The sequence below is a fragment of the Acinetobacter sp. YH12106 genome (genome assembly GCF_013418995.1).
Taxonomy (GTDB): Bacteria; Pseudomonadota; Gammaproteobacteria; order Pseudomonadales; family Moraxellaceae; genus Acinetobacter; species Acinetobacter pseudolwoffii.
On the sequence record NZ_VPAV01000002.1, the window covers coordinates 79,462 to 105,449 of the forward strand.

Annotated in this window: 28 protein-coding genes; 2 read left to right on the forward strand and 26 right to left on the reverse strand. The window is 42.2% G+C overall.

All coding sequences use genetic code 11. The annotated features are described in order from the left end of the window. Positions 1-515: 515 nt before the first annotated feature. From yjgA to mazG, 9 genes are all read right to left on the reverse strand, one after another. On the reverse strand, positions 516-1,049 hold the full coding sequence (gene yjgA, locus FTU45_RS02765) for a ribosome biogenesis factor YjgA (protein ID WP_074384040.1): 534 nt from the start codon (positions 1,047-1,049) through the stop codon (positions 516-518). Between the two features lie 2 nt (positions 1,050-1,051). Beyond that, complete coding sequence (locus tag FTU45_RS02770) at positions 1,052-1,321, reverse strand: HPr family phosphocarrier protein (RefSeq protein WP_034608740.1); 270 nt, start codon at positions 1,319-1,321, stop codon at positions 1,052-1,054. Further along, positions 1,318-2,169 carry an RNase adapter RapZ gene (rapZ, locus tag FTU45_RS02775; protein WP_179999045.1) on the reverse strand — a complete coding sequence of 284 codons (852 nt, stop codon included), beginning with the start codon at positions 2,167-2,169 and terminating at the stop codon, positions 1,318-1,320. Before rapZ ends, FTU45_RS02770 begins: the two co-directional genes overlap by 4 nt. 18 nt (positions 2,170-2,187) lie before the next feature. Continuing rightward, a complete protein-coding gene (panC, locus tag FTU45_RS02780; protein ID WP_100329221.1) occupies positions 2,188-3,036 on the reverse strand; it encodes a pantoate--beta-alanine ligase in 849 nt (282 codons plus the stop codon). A gap of 1 nt (position 3,037) precedes the next feature. Beyond that, positions 3,038-3,847 carry a 3-methyl-2-oxobutanoate hydroxymethyltransferase gene (gene panB / locus FTU45_RS02785; RefSeq protein WP_074384037.1) on the reverse strand — a complete coding sequence of 270 codons (810 nt, stop codon included), beginning with the start codon at positions 3,845-3,847 and terminating at the stop codon, positions 3,038-3,040. A 53-nt stretch (positions 3,848-3,900) separates the two neighbouring features. After that, positions 3,901-4,386 carry a 2-amino-4-hydroxy-6-hydroxymethyldihydropteridine diphosphokinase gene (gene folK / locus FTU45_RS02790; protein WP_180075886.1) on the reverse strand — a complete coding sequence of 162 codons (486 nt, stop codon included), beginning with the start codon at positions 4,384-4,386 and terminating at the stop codon, positions 3,901-3,903. Further along, positions 4,383-5,855, reverse strand: a complete 1,473-nt coding sequence (pcnB, locus tag FTU45_RS02795; RefSeq protein WP_180075887.1) for a polynucleotide adenylyltransferase PcnB — start codon at positions 5,853-5,855, stop codon at positions 4,383-4,385. Before pcnB ends, folK begins: the two co-directional genes overlap by 4 nt. A 136-nt stretch (positions 5,856-5,991) precedes the next feature. Continuing rightward, positions 5,992-6,405 carry a ComEA family DNA-binding protein gene (locus tag FTU45_RS02800; protein ID WP_180075888.1) on the reverse strand — a complete coding sequence of 138 codons (414 nt, stop codon included), beginning with the start codon at positions 6,403-6,405 and terminating at the stop codon, positions 5,992-5,994. Next, positions 6,365-7,177, reverse strand: coding sequence for a nucleoside triphosphate pyrophosphohydrolase (gene mazG / locus FTU45_RS02805; protein ID WP_180075889.1), 813 nt, complete (start codon positions 7,175-7,177; stop codon positions 6,365-6,367). Before mazG ends, FTU45_RS02800 begins: the two co-directional genes overlap by 41 nt. Before the next feature lie 90 nt (positions 7,178-7,267). On the opposite strand from mazG, the gene FTU45_RS02810 reads away from it, so the two are divergent. Further along, positions 7,268-8,038 (forward strand): SDR family oxidoreductase, encoded by a 771-nt coding sequence (locus FTU45_RS02810; protein WP_180075890.1) that lies wholly within the window; start codon positions 7,268-7,270, stop codon positions 8,036-8,038. 22 nt (positions 8,039-8,060) lie between these two features. On the opposite strand, the gene FTU45_RS02815 is transcribed toward FTU45_RS02810, so the two are convergent. Beyond that, positions 8,061-8,654, reverse strand: a complete 594-nt coding sequence (locus FTU45_RS02815; protein ID WP_370982283.1) for a 4'-phosphopantetheinyl transferase superfamily protein — start codon at positions 8,652-8,654, stop codon at positions 8,061-8,063. Positions 8,655-8,961: 307 nt separating this feature from the next. On the opposite strand from FTU45_RS02815, the gene FTU45_RS02820 reads away from it, so the two are divergent. Beyond that, on the forward strand, positions 8,962-9,531 hold the full coding sequence (locus FTU45_RS02820; protein WP_005095685.1) for a hypothetical protein: 570 nt from the start codon (positions 8,962-8,964) through the stop codon (positions 9,529-9,531). A gap of 58 nt (positions 9,532-9,589) precedes the next feature. On the opposite strand, the gene der is transcribed toward FTU45_RS02820, so the two are convergent. The 16 genes from der to FTU45_RS02900 form a co-directional block, all read right to left on the reverse strand. Beyond that, positions 9,590-10,999, reverse strand: a complete 1,410-nt coding sequence (gene der / locus FTU45_RS02825; RefSeq protein WP_005095683.1) for a ribosome biogenesis GTPase Der — start codon at positions 10,997-10,999, stop codon at positions 9,590-9,592. 171 nt (positions 11,000-11,170) lie between these two features. Then, complete coding sequence (gene bamB, locus FTU45_RS02830) at positions 11,171-12,319, reverse strand: outer membrane protein assembly factor BamB (RefSeq protein ID WP_005095682.1); 1,149 nt, start codon at positions 12,317-12,319, stop codon at positions 11,171-11,173. Beyond that, on the reverse strand, positions 12,316-13,011 hold the full coding sequence (locus FTU45_RS02835; protein WP_180075891.1) for a tetratricopeptide repeat protein: 696 nt from the start codon (positions 13,009-13,011) through the stop codon (positions 12,316-12,318). Before FTU45_RS02835 ends, bamB begins: the two co-directional genes overlap by 4 nt. A gap of 30 nt (positions 13,012-13,041) precedes the next feature. Then, the gene (hisS, locus tag FTU45_RS02840; protein WP_180075892.1) at positions 13,042-14,337 is read right to left on the reverse strand and encodes a histidine--tRNA ligase; all 1,296 of its coding nucleotides are present in this window, start codon (positions 14,335-14,337) and stop codon (positions 13,042-13,044) included. A gap of 3 nt (positions 14,338-14,340) precedes the next feature. After that, positions 14,341-15,462, reverse strand: a complete 1,122-nt coding sequence (gene ispG / locus FTU45_RS02845; protein WP_005172685.1) for a flavodoxin-dependent (E)-4-hydroxy-3-methylbut-2-enyl-diphosphate synthase — start codon at positions 15,460-15,462, stop codon at positions 14,341-14,343. A 23-nt stretch (positions 15,463-15,485) separates the two neighbouring features. Beyond that, positions 15,486-16,277: a DUF4115 domain-containing protein gene (locus tag FTU45_RS02850; protein WP_180001544.1), complete on the reverse strand. Its 792-nt coding sequence runs from the start codon at positions 16,275-16,277 to the stop codon at positions 15,486-15,488. Continuing rightward, the gene (pilW, locus tag FTU45_RS02855) at positions 16,268-17,068 is read right to left on the reverse strand and encodes a type IV pilus biogenesis/stability protein PilW (RefSeq protein WP_005172689.1); all 801 of its coding nucleotides are present in this window, start codon (positions 17,066-17,068) and stop codon (positions 16,268-16,270) included. Before pilW ends, FTU45_RS02850 begins: the two co-directional genes overlap by 10 nt. Before the next feature lie 14 nt (positions 17,069-17,082). Continuing rightward, the gene (gene rlmN / locus FTU45_RS02860) at positions 17,083-18,318 is read right to left on the reverse strand and encodes a 23S rRNA (adenine(2503)-C(2))-methyltransferase RlmN (protein WP_005095669.1); all 1,236 of its coding nucleotides are present in this window, start codon (positions 18,316-18,318) and stop codon (positions 17,083-17,085) included. A 122-nt stretch (positions 18,319-18,440) separates the two neighbouring features. Next, positions 18,441-18,872, reverse strand: a complete 432-nt coding sequence (gene ndk / locus FTU45_RS02865; RefSeq protein ID WP_004647460.1) for a nucleoside-diphosphate kinase — start codon at positions 18,870-18,872, stop codon at positions 18,441-18,443. 110 nt (positions 18,873-18,982) lie between these two features. Then, complete coding sequence (iscX, locus tag FTU45_RS02870; protein WP_005172695.1) at positions 18,983-19,183, reverse strand: Fe-S cluster assembly protein IscX; 201 nt, start codon at positions 19,181-19,183, stop codon at positions 18,983-18,985. An 87-nt stretch (positions 19,184-19,270) separates the two neighbouring features. Then, positions 19,271-19,822, reverse strand: a complete 552-nt coding sequence (locus FTU45_RS02875) for a phosphatase PAP2 family protein (RefSeq protein WP_005095663.1) — start codon at positions 19,820-19,822, stop codon at positions 19,271-19,273. A 30-nt stretch (positions 19,823-19,852) separates the two neighbouring features. Next, a complete protein-coding gene (locus FTU45_RS02880) occupies positions 19,853-21,124 on the reverse strand; it encodes a glycosyltransferase family 1 protein (RefSeq protein ID WP_180075893.1) in 1,272 nt (423 codons plus the stop codon). A gap of 277 nt (positions 21,125-21,401) precedes the next feature. Beyond that, complete coding sequence (locus FTU45_RS02885) at positions 21,402-21,818, reverse strand: hypothetical protein (protein ID WP_180040561.1); 417 nt, start codon at positions 21,816-21,818, stop codon at positions 21,402-21,404. 13 nt (positions 21,819-21,831) lie between these two features. Beyond that, positions 21,832-24,168: a fimbria/pilus outer membrane usher protein gene (locus FTU45_RS02890; RefSeq protein WP_180075894.1), complete on the reverse strand. Its 2,337-nt coding sequence runs from the start codon at positions 24,166-24,168 to the stop codon at positions 21,832-21,834. A 22-nt stretch (positions 24,169-24,190) separates the two neighbouring features. Next, positions 24,191-24,895, reverse strand: coding sequence for a molecular chaperone (locus FTU45_RS02895; RefSeq protein ID WP_180075895.1), 705 nt, complete (start codon positions 24,893-24,895; stop codon positions 24,191-24,193). Between the two features lie 76 nt (positions 24,896-24,971). Next, the gene (locus FTU45_RS02900; RefSeq protein WP_180075896.1) at positions 24,972-25,511 is read right to left on the reverse strand and encodes a hypothetical protein; all 540 of its coding nucleotides are present in this window, start codon (positions 25,509-25,511) and stop codon (positions 24,972-24,974) included. Positions 25,512-25,988: the final 477 nt, after the last annotated feature.

Sequence of the window (25,988 nt, forward strand, 5' to 3'; positions counted from 1 at the left end):
GAAAATTTAATCTTCAAAAAAAGTCTGCTTAAGTATTTGAAACTCAATATCTAAGCTAAAATTAAGCATGTTTATTTGTATTTACTTTAACATACTCTTGACCAAAAAATACTCAGCATCGATTTTTATCCCCTTTTAAATAAAAGTTAATGGTTTTTCAACTATATAGATTTAAATTTCGTTTAAAAAAATAAATTAGATTGGCTTCACTCTCTAATAACGCTCAAAATTCATTTTTTATTTTTAAAAAATACTTAACAATGATCTTGAGTCTCAACTTAAAGTCTCAAAAAAACTGTCTGAAAGATAGCCTTTGAATTGTAAAGAAATTACAGTCTTTAACAAATTAATTGCGAAAATTTTGTGATTTTTTATCACTCAAGCTTACATTAAAAATGGAAATTTCATGCTGAGGAAGAATGAATCCAATTCAGGGTATTTTTTACACAAGGAACAGTGCACTTAAGGTAAAGACAAAAAAAAGCAGCCTAAAAAGACCGCTTTTTAACGAAGAATTAATTGTCTGAAATTAACGCCACTTGCTGTACATAGTTAAATAACTTTAACTTAGACGCACTGACCTCTGCTTCAGGTGCCTGATTCTTTAAATCACGATGTACGCGAAGATAATGCTGACGCAAGGTATGACGTTCTGTGGCATTATAGGTTTTGGTAAATTCATTAATGGCCGGGTCACCATCTTTGACAATTCGATCGACCCAACGCTGTAATTGGGCTGTCTTTTTAAGACCTTGTTTTGGTGTTAAATAAGATAAAATCACCGTTTCATTTTCATTGCGCAGTAATTTACCAATACGTGAAAATTGACGGCGACGTGCTTCATGTGAGGTAAATTCCTGTACATCGAGCAATGCTTCAATCAAACGCTCTTCAACAGGCAAGTTTTTAATTTGTTTAGCACTCAACTCAGCCAGCTGTGCACCCAAAGCCGCCATACGCTGGACTGCTTTTTTCTGTTCGGTTTTACTTGCGCGTCCCTCTAAAGAATCAAAATCTTCTTCAGTTAAACTGTTCGGTCGACGTGCCACGATTAATCTGCCTCATAAAATTTTGCTGCAAATAGTGCCTGAATTTCAGATAAGGCTTTGTCCTCATCCGCTCCTTCAATCACCAAGCGTAAAGTTGTTCCTTTGCCCGCACCGAGCATCAGCAAGGACATGATATTTTTTGCATCTACCAGTTTGTCCGTTTTTCCAATCTGGATACTGGAACGAAATTTGGTAGTCACTTCTATAAGTTTACCAGATGCGCGTGCATGTAAACCCAGTTTATTAATTACGTCAACAGTGGTATCAATCATGACCAGTGCTTCATTTCTCGATGGAGGACTTGAATAGACCATTTTGCCTCAAGGGCTTTTTTTAGTCTATCCACAATGTAAACAGAACGATGCTGACCACCGGTACAGCCAACCGACACAGTCATATAATGACGATGCCCTTCAGAAAAGGTTGGCAACCATTTGTCCAGAAAATGATAAATATCATTAAACATATCCTCGACCTGATCGCTCTTTTGCAAAAACTCCTGCACCGGTTGATCGAGTCCTGAAAATTTGCGTAATTCCAGTTCCCAATGCGGATTCGGCAAATGCCGGACATCAAAGACATAATCGGCATCCAGTGGAATGCCATGCTTATAACCAAAAGACTGCAAAATCAGGATCAGGTTATCGGTCTGTCCCAACTTGGTCAATAAGGTATGTTTCAGGTCATGCACGCTTTTATCTGTAGTATCGATGTGCACGGTAGAACGCAGCTGGATGGGCATTAGCAGGATTTTTTCTTCCTGAATGCACTCGTTCAGACTCTTAAAGCGCGAAGCTAGAGGATGCGGCCGACGCGAGGCACTAAAGCGCGCAATCAGTTCCTGATCCTGCGTGGTCAGATAGATAATATCGACCGAGCCATGCTGTTGCAGCTGTTCAAAGACATGATCAAATTCTTGCAAATCGGCACGGGTACTGCGTACATCGACACCCAAGGCCAACTGTTCCAGATTGTTCTCACTGTGCAGTTTCGCTACGATTTCGGGAAGCAATGCCAAAGGCAGATTATCAATACAGTAATAACCCAGATCCTCAAGCACCTGCAATGCAGATGATTTACCTGAACCAGATTGTCCCGTGACAATTAAAATGCGCTTCATACATGCTACCCTTTCATTCTATCCGGCAGTGTATTTGACCTGCAGGTTATCGATCAGACGTGTATTACCTATCTTTGCAGCTACAAATAACACAACATCTTGATTAAACGTATGAATTTTTTGTAATTCTGGCGTTCGTGCTTCAACATAGTCTACGACAAACCCGACATCTGTTAAAGTCTGGCGAAGCTCGGCCAATACCGTATCCAGTTCAATCGCAGCATGGAGCTGCTGTTCAGCCTTTTGTAAGCTTTGATAAATGACCGGTGCGATTGCACGATGCTCTTGGCTTAGGTAACCATTTCGAGAACTTAAGGCTAAACCATCTTCTGCACGCGCAATCGGCACACCAATCACTTCTAATGGAATATTCAGGTCTTGTACAAACTGGCGAATCACTGCCAACTGCTGATAATCTTTTTGCCCAAAGAAAGCATAGTTTGGCTGAACAATGTTAAACAATTTGGTCACCACCACCGCCACACCATCAAAATGGCCGGGGCGCTGCAAACCACACAAGTCATCAGTAATGTCAGAGACACTGATATTGGTCAGACGCGGTTTTTTGCCATACATTTGCTCAACCGTTGGCGCGAAGACGATATCACAACCGACGTCTGCCAAAAGCTGCTGGTCCTGCTCCAGCGTACGCGGGTAGTTATCAAAATCTTCATTGGGTCCAAACTGGATCGGATTGACAAAGATACTGACCACCACCACATCACACAGCTTACGCGCTTCACGTACCAGATTTAAATGACCCTGATGCAGATTGCCCATGGTGGGCACAAAACCAATAATCTTGCGGTTGGCACGTGCCGGATTAAGTGAGGCCGCGAGTCCCTGAATGGTGGTTTCTGTTTTCATCTTACAATTCAACCTGAAAAGTTTGTGCGGGTGCCGGGAAAGATCCATCCAAAACTGCAGCATGGTAAGCTTTAAAAGCATCCAGAATGGCAGTAGCACCCGATTGTTCCTGCATAAAATTACGGACAAATTTTGCAGTATGGCCAAAGGTTAAACCCAGCATGTCTTGTACTACCAAGACCTGACCATCAGTGGCTGCGCCTGCACCAATGCCAATCACCGGAATTTGTGGAAACAGTTCCGTGATTTCCTGACCCAATTGTGCCGGTACACATTCCAGCAGTAACAGTGCAGCACCTGCATCAACCACTGCTTTACAGTCTGCAATCAGTTGATCCGCTGCTTCACGGGTACGAGCTTGCAGCTTATAACCGCCAAAGACATGTACCGATTGTGGCGTTAATCCCAAGTGCACACAGACTGGAATACCGTTACGGGTCAGCACCTGCACGGTTTCTGCCAGCCATGCACCGCCTTCCATTTTCACCATTTGCGCACCGGCCTGCATCACGGTTTTGGAACTTTGCAAGGCATCATTTAAGGTAGCATAACTCATAAACGGCAAGTCAGTCATGATAAAGGCATGCTGGTTACCACGGCGTACCGCAGCGGTATGATAGGCCATATCTGCAACAGTCACTGGTAAAGTCGAATCGCGGCCCTGAATTGACATTCCCAAAGAGTCGCCAATCAGAATACTGTCTACTTCTGCAATTTCCATGGCTTTGGCCATGCTGGCATCATAGCAAGTCAGACATGAAAATTTGCGTCCATCTGCTTTGAAGCGTCTTAAGTCACTCAGACTGACCATGAAGATGTTCCTCTATGATTGAAGTTCTCGCGAACATACCCATAACTCAAAAATTAAATATTTGCCCAGTTTGTGTCATCGAGTACCGTTAAGGTCGATTGCTTGACGATGTCCAGGTCTTTTAAGGATGTAGCATGAACCTGTATTTCAGCATCAATGTCCAGCAACGGAATGAGTACGAAGTCACGCTCTAACACGCCGACATGCGGTACAGTCAGGCGTTGACTCTGTATCTGTTCATCTCCGTAGATCAGCAAGTCCAGATCCAGCGTACGCTCGCCCCAATGACGCAAACGTACCCGACCGGCTTCCTGCTCGAAGGCTTGCAAATAATCCAGCAAGCTTAAAGCTGCCAGATTAGTATTCAACTGCACCACAGCATTCAGATAATTTGGCTGATCCTGTGGCCCCATCGGTGGACTTTGATACAGATGCGAGGTTTTTACCTGACCCAATGTCGCCAGTTTCTGTACAGCTTCTGCCAAAATCTGGCGTGAATCGCCCAAGTTACTACCCAGGCCAATATACGTCACGATCATTGTGTTGGCCCAAACACCACCTGGCTTAAATCACGTTGCACCCGCTTACGTTTCATAATCGGATGATCTGCGCCAATTTCACCACTGGCACTGGCTGCCACATGTGACAGGGTTTTCGCCTTGTCTTCAAACTTGGCTTTACGCACCCGGCGGTTACGTGGTTCAGGTTCATTGACTAAAGGCTCAATCTCGGCAAGATCTTGCTGCTGGGTCAGTTTCTGTTCCAGATGTTCTTCTTGACTCGCCTTACGACGGCTCTTGGCACGCTGACGGTTATACTGGCTAATCGCCCGTTCTTTCTCATCACCGCTCATTTGCTGGTAAGCATCCCACCAACTGCCCATGCCTTGCGCCGTTGCATCGCCTGATTTTTCGCGCAACAGCAAAAAGTCAAATCCGGCACGGAAACGCGCATGACTAGACAAGGCCTCAATTTGTTGCGGTTTTGGATTCAGTAAACGGGTCTGCATTTCCCAGACTTCACGAATGAAAGTCTCGGCGAAGCGAGGAATAATGGTTCGGGTTGCCTGACGTTTCAAAACATCCAGACCCGCTTGGGCACGTGCTTCTGCTGCGACCACGCCTTTATTCAGATAAAACTCACAACGCTCGAGGAATGGCTGCCATAACAGTACCGCGTAGAAAAATGCAGGATTGATGGTCTTGCCAATCGAAATACGCTGATCGGTATTTTTCGCGGCACGCTCCATAAACGGCGTGATTTCAGCTTTGATATCGGCGAACAGCTGATGCCAGATTCCGAAATCAATCAGCATGGGCAACACACGATTCAGATGCCCCATGGTGAATAACTTTTGTGATTCATCATAGAGTCGATGCGGAGAGACATCACGCAGCAGCTGGGTCATTTCCGGCGTGAAAATATCCAGAATGGCTTCATCAATACTGAAATTCAGCTTGGCAGCAAAACGTAAAGTACGTAACATCCGCACCGGATCTTCTTCAAATCTTAAGGCCGGATCACCGAGCAAACGTAAAGTTTTGCTGTGAATATCATCTACAGCATTGCAGAAATCCAGCACAATCGCTTTACGCGGCTGGTAATACATTGCATTGATCGAGAAGTCGCGACGGGCAAAATCCTGCTCGATGCTGCCCCAGTTATTATCACGCAGAATCATCCCCGCGGCCGAGGTGACTGCTTTTTTTGGAGGTGCACGGAAGGTGGCCACTTCGACCAGTTCCCGCCCTGAATAGACATGCGCCAGTTCAAAACGCCGTCCGATAATTCGACAACGTCGTCCGAATACTTCCTTGACCTGAGCCGGGGTTGCATTGGTGACTGCATCGAAATCTTTAGGATTCAAACCTAACATCAGATCTCGAACACCACCACCCACGATATAAGCTTCATAGCCTGCCTTATTTAAGGCATCAATCACATCGAGAATATAAGAAGGTAATTGAGCGGTTGATAAACCACATTTTGACGCGCGCAAAGTTTGCAAAAGACGCTGTCTCCTACGTCTGAACGTAAAATTCCAAGATGACGCTAATCATATCGCTTACACGACTAAAGGGCAATTTGATTATGTCAATCCTGCCGCTCAGATTGATTTTGTATTCAGCATCAATTCCGTCTATTCACAACGCGAGTCTGGCCTTGTTTTTGACAAATAATGCCGGCCCAATGCCTTTGACCAGCTGAATATCTTCAATGCTTTTAAATTTCCCATTTTTCTGCCGGTACTCGACAATGGCTTGGGCTTTCTTTTGTCCCACACCATGCAACTGTTGCAATTGTTCAATATTTGCACTGTTTAAACTAATTCTATCACCCGTCGCTTGTACCGAAAGTGGCGGTTTTGCCAGATAGTGATCTGCTTTAGTCGATGCATTCTGTTGTTTGAGCCGCGCATCATGTTGCTGTTGTCTGGTCTTCCATTCCATATAATCGGTCGCAGTTGCATGTGTAGTTCCAATAGCAATATAGCCTAGCCATAAACCCAAAAGAAGATTAATCCACGCCGGACCTGTTCGATGTTGTTGTTTGTTCATGCGCCGCTCTTTGTTTTAATTCTAATTTGGCCTGTTCCCAGAGCTGATCCAATTCAGCCAGTGACAAGCGGTCTATATTGAGTTGTTGTTTTTCCGCCTGATGTTCCATCAAGGCAAATCGAGTACGAAACTTATGGATCGTGCCTAATAATGCCATTTCACTCGAGATTCCAAGTTTACGGCCAACATTGACCAGAGAAAATAAGCAGTCACCAAATTCTTCCTGTATTTCATCGGAATTCTGGCTTGCCAAAGCTTCTTTTAACTCGGCCAGCTCTTCTTCTACTTTGTCATATGCCCCAGTGACATCGGGAAAATCAAAGCCGATTTTTGCGACATTTTTCTGGATTTCATCTGCCTGTACCAAGGCCGGTGCATGCTTGATTTCATCTAAACGGGAACGTGGCTTGCCCTGCTTTTCTTGCTGTTTAATTTCTTGCCAGAGCTGAGAGACATCTTCCGGGCTCAATTTTACAAACTGTTCAGCCTGAAATACATGCGGATGACGGCGGATAAGCTTGTCGCTAATGACCTGCACCACATCCTGAAAATCAAAAGCGCCCTGCTCGCTGTACATTTGCGACTGGAACACCACCTGTAACAGCAGATCGCCCAGTTCATCGCGAATCTCGTCAACATTTCCAGAACGTACCGCAGCTTCTACTTCATAAGCTTCTTCAATCGCATATTGGGTCAGAGATTCGGGAGTCTGCTGCTGATCCCATGGACATTTTTCACGTAATTCACGCATGATATTAAGCAATTGTTCCACTTTTAAAACCTCTTCTTTACCAAATAGTCGCGTCAATCTGCCTGTTTCTTGTTATGCTCAAGAAAAAAAGACAATAAGGAGATCAAGCACATGCACAGTATATTGATTAGTGGGGCAGCACAAGGAATTGGCGCAGCGACAGCCATGCTATTTTACCAGCACGGCTATAAAGTCGGTATTTATGATATCAATGTGGTACAGGCCGAACAGCTGGCTCAGCAACTGGGCGAACATGCCAAAGCAGGCTTTCTGGATGTGGCAGACTATGCTTCCTGGGAAACAGCTTTGGCGGAGTTTTCAGCCTGGGCCGGTGAAATCAACATTCTGGTGAATAATGCCGGAATTTTATATTCAGGGCCTTTTGAAGACACCACAATTGCAGCGCATCATCGCACGCTGGATATTAATGTTAAAGGCCTCCTCAATGGTTGTCATGCCACTTTCTCTTATTTAAAAGAATCTTCATTTGCTCGTGTCATTAATTTATCTTCGGCATCCGCCATTTATGGACAGGCCGATTTAGCCTCTTATGCGACCAGTAAATTTGCCGTGCGCGGTCTGACTGAAAGTCTGGATATTGAATGGCAACCCTATGGGATTCGGGTGCTTGATGTGATGCCACTTTTCGTCGGTACAGCCATGGTGAAAGATATGCAGGCAGAAAGTATTAAAAAAATGGGCGTACATTTGAAAGCAGAGGATGTCGCACAAGATATTCTGAAACTGGTACAGCTTAAAGACTCTATCTGGCACGCTACGCACCATCCGGTTGGATTAAAAAGTAAATTTTTATTTCATCTATCACGTATGAGTCCACAGTTTGTGAACCGAATCAGCAACCTGTTGATTGCCAGACAATAGAGTCTATTTCTACTCTGCTGCTTTAAACAGATTGGTGAATCTGGATTAGCGGAAATCTGAAACCCTTGCATGAATGCTCACTTTGCCAGGCCACGGTGAGCATACATCCTGCCATATTATAATTTTGATAGGCATAGACGCCGATCTCTGGATGTTCACATCTTCCACCATTCTGATCTGGATGAATCTGGGTATTTAACTCATTCAGGTTGATGCGTATGCCCAGTCCTGAGGCCTTTAATACAGCTTCCTTGGTGGTCCAGACCTTAAACCAGTATTCGGAATCATAGTCCAGTGCCTGCCACTGTTTAAGCTCTTCAGGATGAAAGGCATGTTGTGCCATGGCTTCAAATCGAACCTTACGGCTCAGCTCTTCAATATCAATTCCCAAATTTTGGACATTATTGCTCGTTGCCAGAGCATAGAAATTTTGACTATGGCTATGGTTAAAGTTGAAGTCTGGATGAGTGTGGAGATAGGGTTTGCCGAATTCAGTAATGCTAAAATCTGAAGACTGGATAAGATAATTAAGTTGATCTGAAAGCAATTGGTTACGATGGGCATAAATAATATTTTTACGCTGTTGAATATAGTCTTTACGATTATTTTGGATCAAATTTGCCAATAAAGGCTCTAGAGGAGTCCAATGAATATTGATATTTCGTTTCAATATTAAATGCCTACAGGCTTATTACAAAGCTTATTTCTAACATAAAATTTCCTAGATAGCTGTATCTGACGTCGCATTATCTAATCCTAAGTATTGTTCAAGCATCTGTTAATCTCCCACACAAAAATCAATGCTTATTAAAATTATTTAAAAAATTAAAATTAAAATACTGTTATTAAATGTCATTTAAAATTTATACAAACATTAGTTACAATTCAATTACAATTTCACACATACAAAAACAGAGGGTCACATGTTTAAACAAATCATACTCAGCACCACTCTTGCAGTATCATCATTTTCAATACAGGCCGCCTCTTGGTTAGAAGCTGCAACAGCGGTGATGGGAGCAAAAAATGGCGCGATTATGGATCAGGCCGAAGCTAATATGGAGCGTAGCCGTGCACAGGCGAATGCTGCTGTGGCACGAGCAGACCGCACATATGCTTTTAACTATAATAATGCTTCACAGCAGAATAATAGCGTCTACTCAACCGCATACTTAAAAGGTTTAGATTGTACTGATTTAGCGGTAGAAGCACGCAGCTTTGAACGCACTCTAGAAGCCAGTCAAAATGCACAAAACCAGGCAAATGCTCAAGCCAATAATCCTGTTTCAAAATTAGCTGGTATTGCAAGTGGTGCATTGTCTGCTTTTGCAGGTCAATCACAAACAGTTGCACGTGCAAGTGAAATTACGAATGCCTTTTCTGGCAATAATAATCAAAATAATTTAGCCGCTTCTCAAGCCGATGCAGATGTTGCTTTAGCTAATCTTGAAAATATCCGTATTTATCAAAAAGCAAAAAAATGCACTATCTAAATGTAGCCGATAAAAAGCCTGCATCAGCAGGCTTTTTATCGAAAACTAAAAAAAGAAATTAACGTTTAAATTTCTTCTCGGCTTTCTTGAACTTCTGTACATAACGACGTTTACGCGCTGCAATACGCTCATCCATCACCGTCTTACGCCCTTCAAACGGGTTTTCAGAGGTTTTAAACTCGATTTTAATCGGCGTACCTTCAAGCTTGTATACTTTACGGAATACGTTTTCAAGATAACGACGGTAATCCGCAGGGGTTTTATCGACCTTGTTACCATGGATCACGATGGTTGGTGGATTCTGTCCGCCCATATGCGCATAACGCATTTTAATACGACGACCCTGAACCATAGGCGGTTGGTGGGCATCTGTTGCATCATTTAAAATCTGGGTGATTTTTGCCGGTGATACTTTCAAACGAGATGAATCATAGGCACGGTGAATCGAAGGATAAAGCTCACCCACACCCGTTCCATGCAATGCAGAAATCAAATGCACTTTTGCCCATGGAATGAAATCGAAGCGACGCTCTACATCGAGCTTACATTGCTTGCGATCATATTCAGTCATGTTATCCCATTTGTTGACAGCAATGACCATGGCACGACCCGCTTCAAGCGCATAGCCAATCAGATGCAAATCTTGCTCTACAATACCATCACGTGCATCGACCACAACCACAATCACGTTGGCATCTTTCATCGCCTGTAAAGTTTTAACAATCGAGAATTTCTCAATCATTTCATCCACTTTACCTTTACGACGCACCCCTGCAGTATCAATCAGGGTATATTGACGGCCATCACGCTCGAATGGAATATAAATCGAGTCACGTGTTGTACCCGGCTGGTCAAATGCCACCACACGCTCTTCGCCGAGCAAACGGTTCACCAGCGTAGATTTACCCACGTTTGGACGACCAATAATCGCTAAACGCAGACCAGTGTTTTTATCATGCTCTTCCGGGTTTTCATCTTCCGGTACATCGGCAAGCACGTCTTCCAGCATTTGCTGAACACCACGACCATGGCTGGCAGCAACTTGTAGCGGCTCGCCCATGCCCAGTTTGTAGAATTCAACCAAGGCAGCTTCAGCATGTACGCCATCGACTTTATTGGCCGCCAGAAAGACCTTTTTACCTAAAGTACGCAGTTCACGCGCAATCTGCTCATCGGAAGCCAGCAGTCCGGCACGCGCGTCGACCACAAAAATGATAATATCGGCTTCATGAATGGCAGTTTTAGATTGCTCTGCCATATACGAGTCAATACCGCCTTCATTTTCACCAATACCACCGGTATCAACCACAATGAAAGATTTATTTTGATAGGTTGCATCGCCATATTTACGGTCGCGTGTCAGACCAGCAAAGTCTGCCACCAATGCGTCACGGCTCTTGGTAATCTGATTGAACAGAGTTGATTTTCCGACGTTCGGACGACCAATGAGCGCAATTACGGGTTTCATAGAGTAACCTTTATTCAATAATCAGGCAGTCAAAGTGGCCTGAACATCAGAAAGTATAGGAAGATATAAGGGGAAAAATACCCTAAATAAAAACACGGGGCATTGATTTTTCAATCACCCCGCGTTCACAAAAATACGGTTGCGGCTAGTTTAACATAAGGCTCGTTAAAATTAACGGTTCTGCCAAATGCTTAATGCGCCCTTGCGTGTAGAAACATAAAGCTGGTTGTCGATCACGCGTAAGTTACGCACTTCACCAGAGGTTTTCGAACGACCAGTAATTTGTCCGGTACGCGGGTCAATCAGGTGCAACACACCATCCAGATCACCGACCACCAAATCCGTGCCTAACATCACTGGATTACTGAGCTGACGATTCAGCAATTGATCATTTTCCCAAAGCGGTTGACCCGAGCTAATCTCAAAAGCTTTAATTTTGCCATCAGTTTGCGCCACGAATACGCCATTTCCGACAACTTCTGGACGCTGGATGCTGCTGGCATCTTCACTCCAGATGACTTGCTGTGAAGCCAAGTCCAGTACAGTCACCTGACCTTGATAACTGGTCGTCACCACAAACTGGCCTGCAACGACCGGCTCACCGTCGATATCGACCAGACGCTGAATATCAGAACGGCCATCCGACACGGCGACACGACGCTGTAACTTTGGTACGCCACTTAAGGCATCCAGTGCATAAATATACGCATTTGAAGATGCAATCAGCACATTACGCGCATCTAATGGCACAGGAGCCGCCATACCACGCAGGCTGAATTGTACATTAGGCAGGTTATAAGTCCAAACTTGTGCACCGCTTGCCACTTCATGCGCATAGACCATACCGTCATTGCTCACACTAATCACACGACCTGCATGAATCAGTGAAGGCGCCAGTAAAGCACCCGTCAATTGTGCAGTCCATTTTTGCTCACCGGTTTGCTGATCGAGTGCAAACAGTTGGCCCTTCTGGCTACCGACAACAACCAGACCCTCGGCCGCTTCAACGCCAGAACTTAGATTATCTTTGCTGACTTTTTTCTGCCAAAGACGCTGTTTGCCCTTAAATGCAGACACCTCACCTTTTGGATCAATCGCAAAAACCACACCATTGTCTGCATCCAGACGTAAACGCAATGGATCGGCAGCATCTGTCGCAGATACACTGGTGGAAAATACAGGAACCAGTGTTTTGGCTTGGGTCAGTTTTGGAAGTGGGTTCGGTTTTACTTCTGGAACTTTATTTGTTTTACCTGCACAGCCAGCCAGTGCAAGCGTTAAAACAGTCAAGGCACAGGTAATTTTGTATTTTCTATTCATACAGCTTCTTCCGCTTGTGTTTCTATAATTGGGCGTTCGATTTCTGGATCATCGACCAACACGCCTACGCTTTCGAGCTTAATTTGTAAAATCTGACGTTCTTCTTTACGTTCAATCAAGGCATCCCATGCACTTTGATATACTTTTTTCGCATTTTCAATATCATTTTTGGCAACATAGATATCGCCACGTGCTTCATCGGCAGTTGCTTTAAACGCAGGTTCAGTCACTGCTTCTAAAGTTTTCAATGCAGCATCATATTTTTTCTGTGCCAGTTGCGCATAAGCCAGACGAAGTTTGACCACCTGAACCAGACCTTTATCGTCTAGTGTCGAGTTTTCAACTTTTTGTAGCGCTTTCTCAGCCGCAGCATAATCTTCTTTGTCATAGGCCAGTTTCGCCATGACCAGCTGAGTCTGAATGGCCTGAGCTGAATCTGGTGCTTCTTTGACAATTTTGTCCGCAGTTTCAGACAGCTTGGCAAAGGCATCGCCCTGCGTCGCCTGTGCATCATCCATCAACTGCTGAACCTTGGCAGTGTGCATTTGCGACTCTGCCAGGTTTTTCTTCTGCCAATATTCCCATCCAAAAAAGGCAATCAGCGCAATCAAAATCCCTGTAATGATCGAAGAACCATATTTCTTCGTAAAGGATTTTAAGCTTTCAAACTGTTCATCACCCACTGCGCTCATGAGACTACCCTTTTCCTGATGTTTTATCGATTATTTTAAAGAAATTTTAGCACTAAAAAATGCAACGAAGTCCGTAAATGGCACATTCGATTGCTCTGCGGTTGCCAGTTCTTTCACCGTAAAAGTCTGCGCTTCAAGTTCACGCTCACCTAAAATCGCAGCAAACAAAGCACCGGCCTGATCGGCCTTTTTCATTTGCGACTTCATTGAACCTTGAGAGCCCACTTTCAAACGCACCTGACTCCCCGCTGCTTCAAGCTGATCACGGATCTGTTCAGCAATGACCAAGGCTTGACCTTGAGAAGCCGGTTCAGCCACCAGGAATACTTCACAATCACGCGTTGGTGTATTGTCTTCAACCTGTTCAAGCAGAAGCAATAAACGTTCGATACCCATGGCAAAACCAACCGCAGGTACAGACTGATCAGGCTTGCCCTTCAATTGACCAACAAGACCGTCATAACGGCCACCGGCACACACGGTTCCTTGTGAACCTAAATGTGTTGTGGTCCATTCAAACACAGTTTTGTTGTAGTAGTCTAAGCCACGTACCAGTTTTTGGTTGATCACAAAACTCACGCCGGCATCAGTCAGGTACTGTTGTAACTGGACAAAATGCGCCAGAGTTTCTTCACCCATAAAGTCATGCAGTTTCGGTGCATTTTCTAGGATGCTTTGGGTTTTGGCATCTTTAGAATCCAGAATACGCAGTGGATTTGTGGTCAGACGGCGCTGAGAATCTTCGTCTAAATCTGCTTTATGTGACTCTAAAAATTCAACCAAGGCTGCACGATAGGCTGCACGTTCATCCGATTCGCCTAAAGTATTTAATTCAAGTTGAACCTTGTCCGCTACGCCCATACGTTTCCACAGACGGGCAGTCATCAAAATCAGCTCTGCATCCATGTCCGGAGTCGCCACACCAAAGGTTTCTACACCAAACTGGTGGAACTGACGGTAACGGCCTTTCTGTGGTTTTTCATAACGGAACATTGGCCCGATATACCAGACGCGAGGAGTTGCACCACGAAGCAGATTATGCTCCAGCATGGCACGTACACAGCCTGCAGTTCCTTCAGGGCGTAGTGTCAGAGACTCAGGCGGATTACCTTTGTCCAGAAAGGTATACATTTCTTTTTCAACGATATCGGTGGCATCACCGATCGAACGTTTGAACAGATTGGTCTGTTCAACGATAGGCAAACGGATTTGTTGATAGCCATAAGCATCCATCAAACCCGACAGATGTTGTTCAAGACGTCTCCAAGCTGGGCTTTGCGTTGGGAGAATGTCATTAAAACCTTTGATTGCGACGATTGAACTCATGATCTACTCAGAAAAACTTGTACGAATAATTTCTTTAGATTTAGCTTCTTCAAGCTCGGTAACACGTTGACGAACCATATTTTCGATCTCATCAACCAGTTGATTGGTATCAATTAGATGGCTCTTTTCACCATTACGATACACCAGTGAACGTGGCGCTGCACCTACGACACCGATATCGGCTTCTTTAGCCTCGCCCGGCCCATTTACTTTACAGCCAATCACCGAGACATCCATCGGGGTACGGATATCTTCCAGACGCTCTTCCAGTTGTTGCATCACTGAAATCACATTAAATTCCTGACGTGAACAGCTTGGGCAGGCAATAAAATTAATGCCGTTAGAACGCAGACCCAGCGATTTTAGAATATCAAAACCGATTTTAATTTCTTCTTCAGGCTCGGCAGCAAGCGAAATACGCATGGTATCGCCAATGCCTTCCATCAGCAAACCACCCAGAGCGATTGCAGATTTAACCGAACCTGTACGGTAAATACCGGCTTCGGTTACACCCAAATGCAGCGGATTATCAATTTGCTGTGACAGCAAACGGTACGCATCCATGGTCAGGAACACATTGGATGCTTTAACTGAAATTTTAAATTCCTGAAAATCCAGACGGTCTAAAATGTCGATATGACGCATCGCAGATTCAAGCAATGCTGCGCCTGTCGGCTCGCCATATTTCTTTTGAATGTCTTTTTCGAGTGAACCGGCATTGACACCAATCCGCATTGAAATATCATTATGACGTGCTGCTGCCACCACTTCACGAATCTTGGCTTCTGAGCCGATATTGCCCGGGTTAATCCGCAAACAGTCTGCACCGAAGTCCGCAACTGCCAAAGCAATTTTATAGTCGAAGTGAATATCCGCCACCAAAGGCACATTCACCTGCTTACGAATTTCACCAAAGGCTGCCGCCGCTTCCATCGTAGGCACAGAAACCCGCATGATGTCTGCACCGGCATCGACACAGCGCTGGATCTGTGCAACCGTGGCTGCCACATCACAGGTTTCAGTATTGGTCATAGACTGGATACTGATTGGTGCATCACCACCCACATAAACTGAACCGACACGAATTTTACGTGTTGGACGACGTTTAATTGGATTTACGATCATGGTTTTGCTCTACTCTTGATCTGTTAAGGTGACAAACGGAATTCTGCTTTTCCGTTTACGGTATAAGGTGACAATGAAATATTTTCATTATTCAAACTGAGCGATACAGCTGCCGCATCATCAAGACGAATCTGGAATGGCGCTTCACCATTGAGTTGCAAACTCGATGCCTGACGGCCAGTCGCTAAAACGTTACCGGCTGAATCGACGATATGCACAGAGGTCGGACGGTTAAAATCGAGTTTTAGCTGGTCGCCAGACAGTGCGGCGCCTGCATCCAGATTCAGAATCTCGATATTGGAAGCACCGACTCCAGAAACTTCACTGCTATTTTGCGAACTACTGCTCGACCAGTTCTGAACCATGGCAAACAGTGCGCCCAAAATTAGCAGCAAGACCAGCGTAATAAAAATGCGCTTTAACCATTTACGGTTACGGTCACGCTTGGAACCTGGCAATTTCCCCATAATTTTGATGGGGGAATTATTCAGCGCATGATTGGGCAACAAACCCGTATCATTGGTATAAATTTCATCAAAACGCTGAATAATAGTCGACGCATCTACACCCAAAAGTTTGGCATAGATCCGGTAATAGCCTTTGATAAAAGTCGCCTCAGGCAAAGACTTATATTCATCCTGCTCAAGTGCAGTCAGGGTTTTGACCGGAATATTCAGCTCTTTGGCCACATTTTCCAGATCACGTTGCTGATTGAGACGAATCTGGCGCAAGTACTCGCCCGGACGTTGAATATTTCCTAACGCATTTGGAGCTACGCTCGAATGATTCGAAGGTGAATTAGGATTTACTTCCATACGGCCTCAGTACTGTACTGTAATTGCAAATAACGTTGGTATTCCTGGCTTTCAGGAAACAATGCACGTAACTGGTTCACCAATACCTGCATCCCCAACTGATCACCACTGGCACGCGCAGTGCGAATGCCAACCCAGAGCGCACGGGCACCCTGATTTTTCTGTCCCACACCACGCGCAAACTGTTGATACAGTTGTGTCGCTGCCGGGAACTGCTGGTTTAAATAAAAAATTTCTGACAACTCTAACATTGATATATATGAATCGCGATTCGCCTGAAGCGCCTGTTTGAATGATTTTTCAGCATTCACCACATCGCCCATTTTCAGGTAAATACGTCCCATATTTTCCAGCGCACGGAAACGCTGATCATAACCTAAAGTTGCACCGGCAATGTTAAACTGCTCGATCGCATCATTATAGCGTTCTAGCTGATATAAATACGTGCCATAGTTGTTGCGTGCCTGTGCATTTTTCGGATCTGCCGAAATTGCACGCTTGAAATAAGCATCTGCTTTCTCAAGATTGAGCTGACTACCTTCCTGTTGCAATAGCACGCCCATCATCATATTCGCTTGCGAATCACGCGGAGTCGTTTCGAGTGCCTGATCCAGCGCACGTTTGGCTGCATCTAGGTCACCTGTTCTTAAATATTCTGCCGCCAATTGGGTACGGACTTTGGTGGCTTTTTCAGGATCTTTCTGACCTAAATCTGGCGTTTGACATGCAACCAAAGCTAAAGACACACATACTGTTGAAATCAAAGCAATTTTAGATGTTAGATTTCTCAACTGGCGACCTCTTATTATCCTTGTGAACGCATAATCTCATTTGACTGCGCAATTTTCTTTTTCCACTGTTCCGCACGACGGGTACGATCAGCCACTTGACCTACAAGCTGTCCACACGCCGCATCAATATCATCACCGCGTGTCTGACGAATCGTACACACAAAACCGGCATCAGACAAAGTTTTTTGGAAAGAAATAATGCGGTTACGGCTTGAACGCCCATAAGGCGCGTGCGGGAAAGGGTTGAATGGAATCAAATTAATCTTGCTCGGCAAGTTCTTCAGCAGCTTAATCATTTGCTGTGCATGTTCAGGATGATCATTCACACCATCCAGCATCACATATTCAATGGTGACGTGTTTACGTGAACTTTCATTACCATCTTTGGCAATATAACGCTGACACGCCGCAATCAGTTGTTCTAACGGATATTTCTTGTTGATTGGCACCAGTTCATTACGTAGTTCGTCATTTGGTGCGTGCAATGAAATGGCCAGTGCCACATCAATGTCTTTGACCATTTGATCAATTTTCGGCACCACACCTGATGTCGATAAAGTCACGCGACGTTTCGACATGCCATAAGCAAAGTCGTCGAGCATAATGCGCATGGAATTGAGTACGGCATCGTAGTTAAGCAGTGGTTCGCCCATGCCCATCATGACCACATTCGTGACTGAACGTTCACGATCTGCCACAGGCACATCTTCCATATAGGAATAGTTCGCCACCCACAACTGACCAATGATTTCTGACTGATCTAAATCGCGCTGAAAACCCTGTTTACCGGTTGAACAGAATGAACAGTCCAGTGCGCAGCCCACTTGAGACGAAATACACAAGGTACGACGTAGGCCACTACGATGTTCAGCAGGAATCAACACAGTTTCGACGAGTGAGCCGTCACCATCACCGACACGGAAGACCCATTTCCGGGTACCGTCTTTAGAATAATTTTTATGCACCACTTCGGGCGCTTTAATTTCACAAATACGTTCCAGTTTTTCACGCAGTTTGCCCGAGATATTGGTCATCTCGGCAAAATCGGTCACGAAAAATTGGTGAATCCATTTCATTACCTGCCCGGCACGAAACTTCTTCTCCCCCATATCCTCAAAGAATTTCTCCATTTGCGGACGAGACATGCCGAGTAGGTTCACTTTTTCCACAGCATTCTGCTGTGTGGGAGTGGACGGAGATGGTTGCTGTGCAGCTGAAACTGCAGATACAGCGACGACTTCAGTACTCATGTGTATTACCTAAACCATGTCTAAAGATCAAAGGAGAAGCTCAATATGTGAGCAAAGAATTATTCAAAGAATAAAAAAACCAGATAAGTATAATAACACTTATCTGGTTTGAATACTGCGAATTAACGAGTACGTGGAGCAATCTCAGTTTGAGCGAAGAAGTAGTTAACTTCACGGTCAGCTGATGCTACAGAGTCAGAACCGTGAGCAGCATTTTCGTCGATGCTTACAGCGAAATCTGCACGGATTGTACCAGGAGCAGCTTCTTTAGGATTCGTCGCGCCAAGGATGTCACGGTGAGCAAGAACAGCGTTTTCACCTTCAAGAACTGAAACAACCACTGGACCAGAAGTCATGAAAGCAACAAGATCAGCAAAGAAACCACGTTCTTTGTGCTCAGCGTAGAAGCCTTCAGCTTCAGCTTGAGTCAAGTGTTTCATTTTAGTTGCAACGATTTGAAGACCAGCTTTCTCGAAACGAGCAAAGATGTCGCCGATGTGGTTTTTAGCAACTGCGTCTGGTTTTACGATAGATAAAGTACGTTCGATAGCCATGATAGGCTCCTTAAGTCAATTGTTGACATGAAAATTTGGCGCATTATACCGAGATAATGCGCACTTTTCTGCTTTTACACTGTAAAAATATGCTTTTTTCAATCGGGCACTTAACGCGCTTCGTCAATCCATGCCATTTGAATCGCTTCCAGCAGACCTTCTGTGGATTTAGTCGGGTCATCTGCAAACTCAGGCAAGGCACATACCCAGGCGTGTAAATCAGTAAAACGAATCCACTGCGGATCCACATCTGGATGCGCTTCGTAGAGTTCAATCGCGATATCGAGGGTATCAGTCCAACGTAAACCCATCTCTATTTCTCACCATATTTGCTTTAATGCTGTACTTTAGCAAATTTATAAAAATCTGCGAGCTTTCGCCTCAGTTTTCACTTATTTTTACAACATAATATTGAGATAAGGTGCGCTCAGCACAATGACCACGGCCATCATGCCTCCGATCATTGCCCCAACTGCGACATCACTTGGATAATGCAATCCCAGAATCATGCGCGATAAAGCCACCAGCAGCGTAAAAGGGAGCATCAACAGCAATAATAGCGGTGCAACATAACCCAAGACCGTGGTTGCCATTACCGCATGCAAGGTATGTCCAGACGGAAAACTAAAATGATCCAGCGGCCGCTCACCCAGTCGAATCACCTGATGCACCTGATAAGGTCTTGGACGTACAGTTTTTGTTTTGAGAATTTTATAAATCAGCGTACCGAACGTTCCGCCCAAAATGATATAGAGCATCTGTAGCCCATACTCCAAGCCACGAAGTCCCCATGCAGCAAAACACATCACATACCAAAACACGCCATCCCCCAAACGGCTAATGATTTTAAAAAAAGCAGCGATTCGATTTGAGTGGGAGAGATGATTGAGGTAGACACAGCCTTTTAAATCTATTTCTAAAAATTTGAGTTTGGCATTGTGGATTTTCATCATGTTGCTCCCGCTCTTGTTTTAATTAGGTCATTTATTTTGCCTTGTGATTGAGTACAGAACCTGTTCAAACTGCTCTACAGGATGTTGCCATCCGACCTTCTGTGCACAGTGTGAAGCATACACACCCATTCTTCTAAGTGTGTGATAATCTGGTAACTTTAAGATATTGGCTGTTAAATCTTCTTGCAGACCCAGTGAGCTGAGCCAGCCTGTTCGGTCGTGTTGTACATGTAGATGTGCACAAGCATAATCATAAGCAATAACCGGCAGTCCACTGGCCATCGCCTCCAATACCACATTGCCAAAGGTTTCAACCTGACTCGCAAAGCAAAACACATCGGCACTGGCATAGGCTTCAGCAAGCTGTTGACCACGCAAACTCCCGGTAAACACAATCGAAGCATCATGATTCAACTGCTCTAAGCGCTGTCGGTCTGGACCATCTCCGACCACCACCAGACGCACATCCTGACAATGCATATGACGCAATGTGAAATATGCCTGAATCACCACTGGTATTTCTTTTTCAGGCGATAAACGCCCGACATACAACATGACACGGGTCTCTTTGGAAGCTCCCCAGCTCTGGCGTAGGGAATCAGAACGCCATTTAGGTGAAAAGGCTTGTGTATCTACCCCTCGCCCCACCACAACCAGTGGACACGTCACTCCAAATTTGCGGAGTGCTTCGGCAGTCTCACGACTCGGTACACAGGTAATTGCGGTATGATTATGAAACCATTTGAGATAATGCTGAATAGGTTTAACCAAGAATGCCAAATCAAAGAAACGGCTAAATTCCTGAAATGGTGAATGAAAACCGCTCGATACAGGAATTTTAAGGAATCTTGCAGTTTGCTGCGCGGCAAGCCCTAATGGGCCTTCTGTGACGATATGCACTACATCGGGTGCAAAGACTTCTACCGCATGGCGAACTTTTAGAAACTGCGGCCAACCGAACTGTAAGCCTGAATATTTGGGAATACGCTGTGCTTTAACCAAACATTCCCGATAGGGTTGAAATTCAGCACAGATGCCTTTTTGCTCGGGTCGAATCAATAAAATTTTATGCCCCTGTTTTTTCAGCCCTTTGCAGAGTTGTAACAGTGAATGGGCTACACCATTAATTTCAGGTGGCCATGTTTCGGTCACTATGGCAATTTTGAGACGAGGACGAGTCAACTCTTCCAAAGGCAGGGTCATTTTTGTTTTTTGCTGTCGCAACTGTTTTAAGTCAAAGCTAATATTTTGAAGTGCAGACATTTTTTTCGATAACGCTGAGGTGCAGGGCTGTTCCATATCACACCTATGTGATTATATTTTAAGCTAGAGTCTAATGCTTGTTTATTGCATTTTAATGATATTGTCCCCTTCTTTCATTTTATTCGGAAGTTTATGTACTTATAGAGATATCTAATTCACTCGACTAACAATTAACAGCGTTGACAATAAATTAACTTACCTATTCACAACCATAGCTTATGCCTAAAAAATCCAGACAGAAAGCCTCAAAATCTGGCTAAAGGACTTAAATAGACCAAAGTTTAATTCCCTGTTAAGAGCTAGCTAAAAGAATTCAGTAGATAAGATCAACATATAAACTGTCCTTATAAACTCCAGCTGGGGTCAAAGCAGAAGGTTGTTCAGCCAGTTGTACCAATACAACAAATTTACTTAGGCTAGTTGCCGGTTGGGATATCGGCATATTCCAACGGGATGAGGTTGCTCCAGAAATATACATTTGTGTTCTTATTTTATGATTGCGCTCATTAACCAAATAACTGCTGCCATTAGTGCTGGTTAAGTTTCTAGAATTAAATTGAATAGCATAACTGCTATCACACCTTACGATAAATGAAGTCGCAGCCTGGCTCAGATAAGAGGAGTTCAATTTGAGTTCTGATGCTGTCGACCGATCAATCTGACAACGTTGGGCATGACTTAGGCTGGTCAATAATAGAGTGAACATAAGTACAGTAAATTTAAGTTTCATTATTTTTCATCCTTTATTTACAAATAAGCGTAGACAGTCCGCTTTCTTCTTTTTGATTTTCTGTAACCGTCAATTGTGCAAAGCAAGTTTTAGATTCGGTGCTGATGATTTTAATATTGTAAGTATTTGGAATAAGCCCATATAGAGTGACCGTACCGTCCGATGAGATAGGATAAACATCCCCACCATCATTATCGATATATAACTCTGAACCGGCTGTAAATTTATTATTATTACTATCTACAGGTAAAATCGTGACCTGTTTTGTATTATATATAGGAAAATTAATAATATAGCCCCGCTGATCTAAAGCAGTAAGCCTCTTGGTTGCATAAGGAATCTTATCTTCAACTGGTAACTGATTCTGATCAAAACCAATATCATAATTTACATAAGGAATAATATCATGAACAAAGGTATAGCCTTTCTTATTCGTTTTATCCACTACAGATAAAGACCTTAAAACATCGACATCCTGATAATCTCCCACACTAACAACAGAAAATGCATTATCAACTAACTTGGTAAAATTAAATTTATTATTAAGAAAAACAACCGCACCACGATAGTTTAATTGTGATTCAGACTCATTATCTCCCTCTATATGATAAAAACTTAAATCCCCAACATCTGTTTTCAATCGCCCATTGAAATTATATAGTGTTTCATCTTCGAGTCTATTTACACCTGTTTCATAGTCAAATCCAACCTGATTAGGATTACTTTTAACAAATTGCAATTTAGTTCTTTCATCTGTTGAATGACTAAAATAAACTGCTTTATCATCATCAAAACTATAGCTAAGTGATAAGACAACTCCAGAATCCCGATCATCACCGAATGAGCTAAAATAACTTAAACCTAGGCTTCCCTTCCTACCTAGCCGACGATTAAACCCTAAATTTAAAGTTTTACGATCATTTTGAAAAAATAAAGGAATCTCATCTTCCACGCGTATTTCTTGCTGATGAAAACTCTGGGCAGCATAATTCAAATAAATATTATGCAAGAGAGGGACATTGCTCATTCCTGCATAAATTAAATATTCATACTTAGGATAACTATAAAAATTATCCAGTTCATCACCTAAATATTTAAAATCTCTTTCTGTATATTTTGCACTGGCACCAAGTGAAACTCTTCCGAAATCCTTTGCTGCAGATAATCCATATGAATAATTAAAATTATTAAGTTCATCATGTGAAGCTTGAACTACACTATCCAAAACCAAATAATGACTAATCGCTTGAGTCCATAGAAAGCCTAAATTTTGCAAGTCTTCGCTATAAGCAAAATTAGAACCAAGGGTTGTCCAATTAGATACCCCATAACGATAATAAAAGTTAGAGAAAAAATCACGATAGTCATCACTTTCTATATTATAATTATAACGCAACTTTCCTAATGAAACATTATATTCACTAAGATCAGGTCTTAATAACCGATTCGTCACCAGAATAGGAAAACTTTGTACACTCCTATTCCCTAACACATCTTCAACAACAATTTGTGCATTTCCTGCCTGTTGAATTTGTGCACCAGTTTGAAGATTAAAATCACCAGGACTGACTCTTTGGCTATATATACTTACCCCATTAATATACAAATCAACTGTAGAAGGAACACGCGCACTCCCCTGTAAGGTTGGAGTATTCCAATAAATAAAATTTGGTCGCTCAGTAAAATTAGTTCCCCAGTTTAAACCGGCAAAACGTAAAGAATTAATTAATGGATTATATACTGTAGTTGTATCTCCTAAAGTAAGCTGAGTCATACTTTTAGGAAATTCAAAGTCAATACTAGTACTGAGTCGAGTAAAATATTCATTCAAAGGATGATTATAATATGCTATTGAGTTCTTAAAAATCCAATAATCTTTAAAAATACCCAGCTCTGTCAGGCCGTTATATAAAGAATTCGTCTCTCTGTCTATTTTTGCATTTAAATAGGTAAAATCATAATTTACGAAACCTCCAAAGCTGGCTCTCTCTGGCATAGTCTGCAACTGGGAGATCTGTGTACTTGATTTAAACAGTTGGGTAGGTATCGTGAGATTAATTGTTTGCTTAGAGGCATCAAAATTAGATTGAATATTCCGATCCGAAATAAGACAAAACTCATCCCGAGAAGCCATTTTTGATAATTTAGATATATCAATATCTCGTTCCGACAATATATTGCACTCTATATAAAAATTATCATTACTTTTTATTAAAATAATATCTATATTATGATCAAGCTCGTTTATCCAGAGATTAGCAAAAAATTCATCATCAGGATTCTGGTTAGCATTAGCATTACACAAGAATAAAATATTAACTAGAATAATTATTTTTCTATTTAACTGCATAATATAATCCTTAATTATAATTTTAATCCATAAGCTTTAACTCTATTTCCTCATGCGACTTATCTGTCATTACTTTAACAAAATAATTACGAGGATTATTTATCTTAACCCCTTCTAACTCATAGAAAATATTCTTGTCTTTAAGGGCATATTTCATATTATTACTAGTAAAAACTTCTTTCTTATTAGAATCTAAAATTTGTAACTTTGAAATTTGAATATGAGATTCTGCTTTGTTTTTAACAATAAGCTTATCATTCTCAATATTGAAATTTAATTTTAGGTTATCTTGCTTTCCAATAAATAATGGCAGGTTAAAATTCATCAAAAAAGTAATAGATGATTCTTTTACAGGCTGAGGTAATTCCTCAATTACAATGCGCCAGGCACCCTCTTCCCTACCATCTAATACAGATGCTATTGGACGATTAAACCCAACACGTATAACTTGTTTTCCATTAGGTTTCAAAATAAAATTTCTTGGATTAATAATAAGAGTGTTATCCTTCTCCAACACGTCTTCACCTTTATTATTTTGATCCCATTTAAATGCTTTTATTTCAAATATCTTTTTTTCTGCTTCATTTATAGATTCTAAAGTAAGTGTTGTTGTTTTTTGTTTTGTATCATTAAGTATATACATTTGTACTGGATCAATTGCCACATCAGCCTTTACCCCAGTCATAGAAAAAAAAGATATAATAAATAATTTAGCTATTTTTCTCATATTATAATTTTCCACTTAAAAATATAATAAGGCAACCTAACCCAACATAAATGTTAGGTTAGGTTGATTAAATAAATTAGTAGTAAGCTTTGATTAGATAGCGATCGGTATAATTACCTGCTAACTTTGTAGCATTAACTGCAGCATTAGTAACTGCAAGTGTATAATTATCAACTGCTTGACCGTTATGATTTGAATTACCAAACGGAACAGCGCCTGCACCTTGTTTAGTTGTCACAATTGTTGTAGAAATTGTTTCAGATGCATCTGTTTCATGTCTAACAAACGTATTATTACTAGCGCTAGCATTTGCAGTTTGCAAATTCAGAACATAAGGGGTGTTTGTTGTAATTGAATAATTTGTAGTTTGGGTTCCACCAGCAGCAGATAATACTATTGCATTTCCACCAGTTAAAATACATTTCTTATTAATTTTAAGTGAAATTGGAATTTCTTTTTCACAACCTAAAGTATTACATTTACTCCAGTCAATTGGTGGTTTAGGATTATGACCTGGGCGTCCTGCAGCTCCCATATCTTCTGCATAAACAACTGTTGAGCCAAAACCAAAGCTTAGTGCTAATGCTGCTAATACTGTTTGAGTCATTTTATTCATGATCTTCTCCATTCTTTAAAAAAAAGAATATATTTATTTGTTTGGGTCGCGCTGATATAAAAACTCTTTCTTATTATGAGTAAGGCTATACAGCGTGTAGTTATCTTACTATCATTAATAAAAAAACATACAGATACTTTATTATTCACAATATATTTCCCTATTTCCCTGGATTAGTATTTTTTTGTATGTCATTATTTTATATACAATTATTTAAAAATAATAATTATTACATGTAATTCCTACGAAACTCCCCATAAAGCTAAAAAAGAACTTAAAAAATTGAAGATAATCAAATAAAATTTAACTATATGATTTTCATATTTTTTAAATAATAATAACCCCAAACTATTTGCATTATTTACAAAGATTTACAACTTACCCTCGGATAGGTAAAAAAAGTGTGATTCCGTTTTGTTTTTTTTGTTATTTTTCATACATCATCGCCTTTAGTAAAAATCCCCCTCCTATACTTAC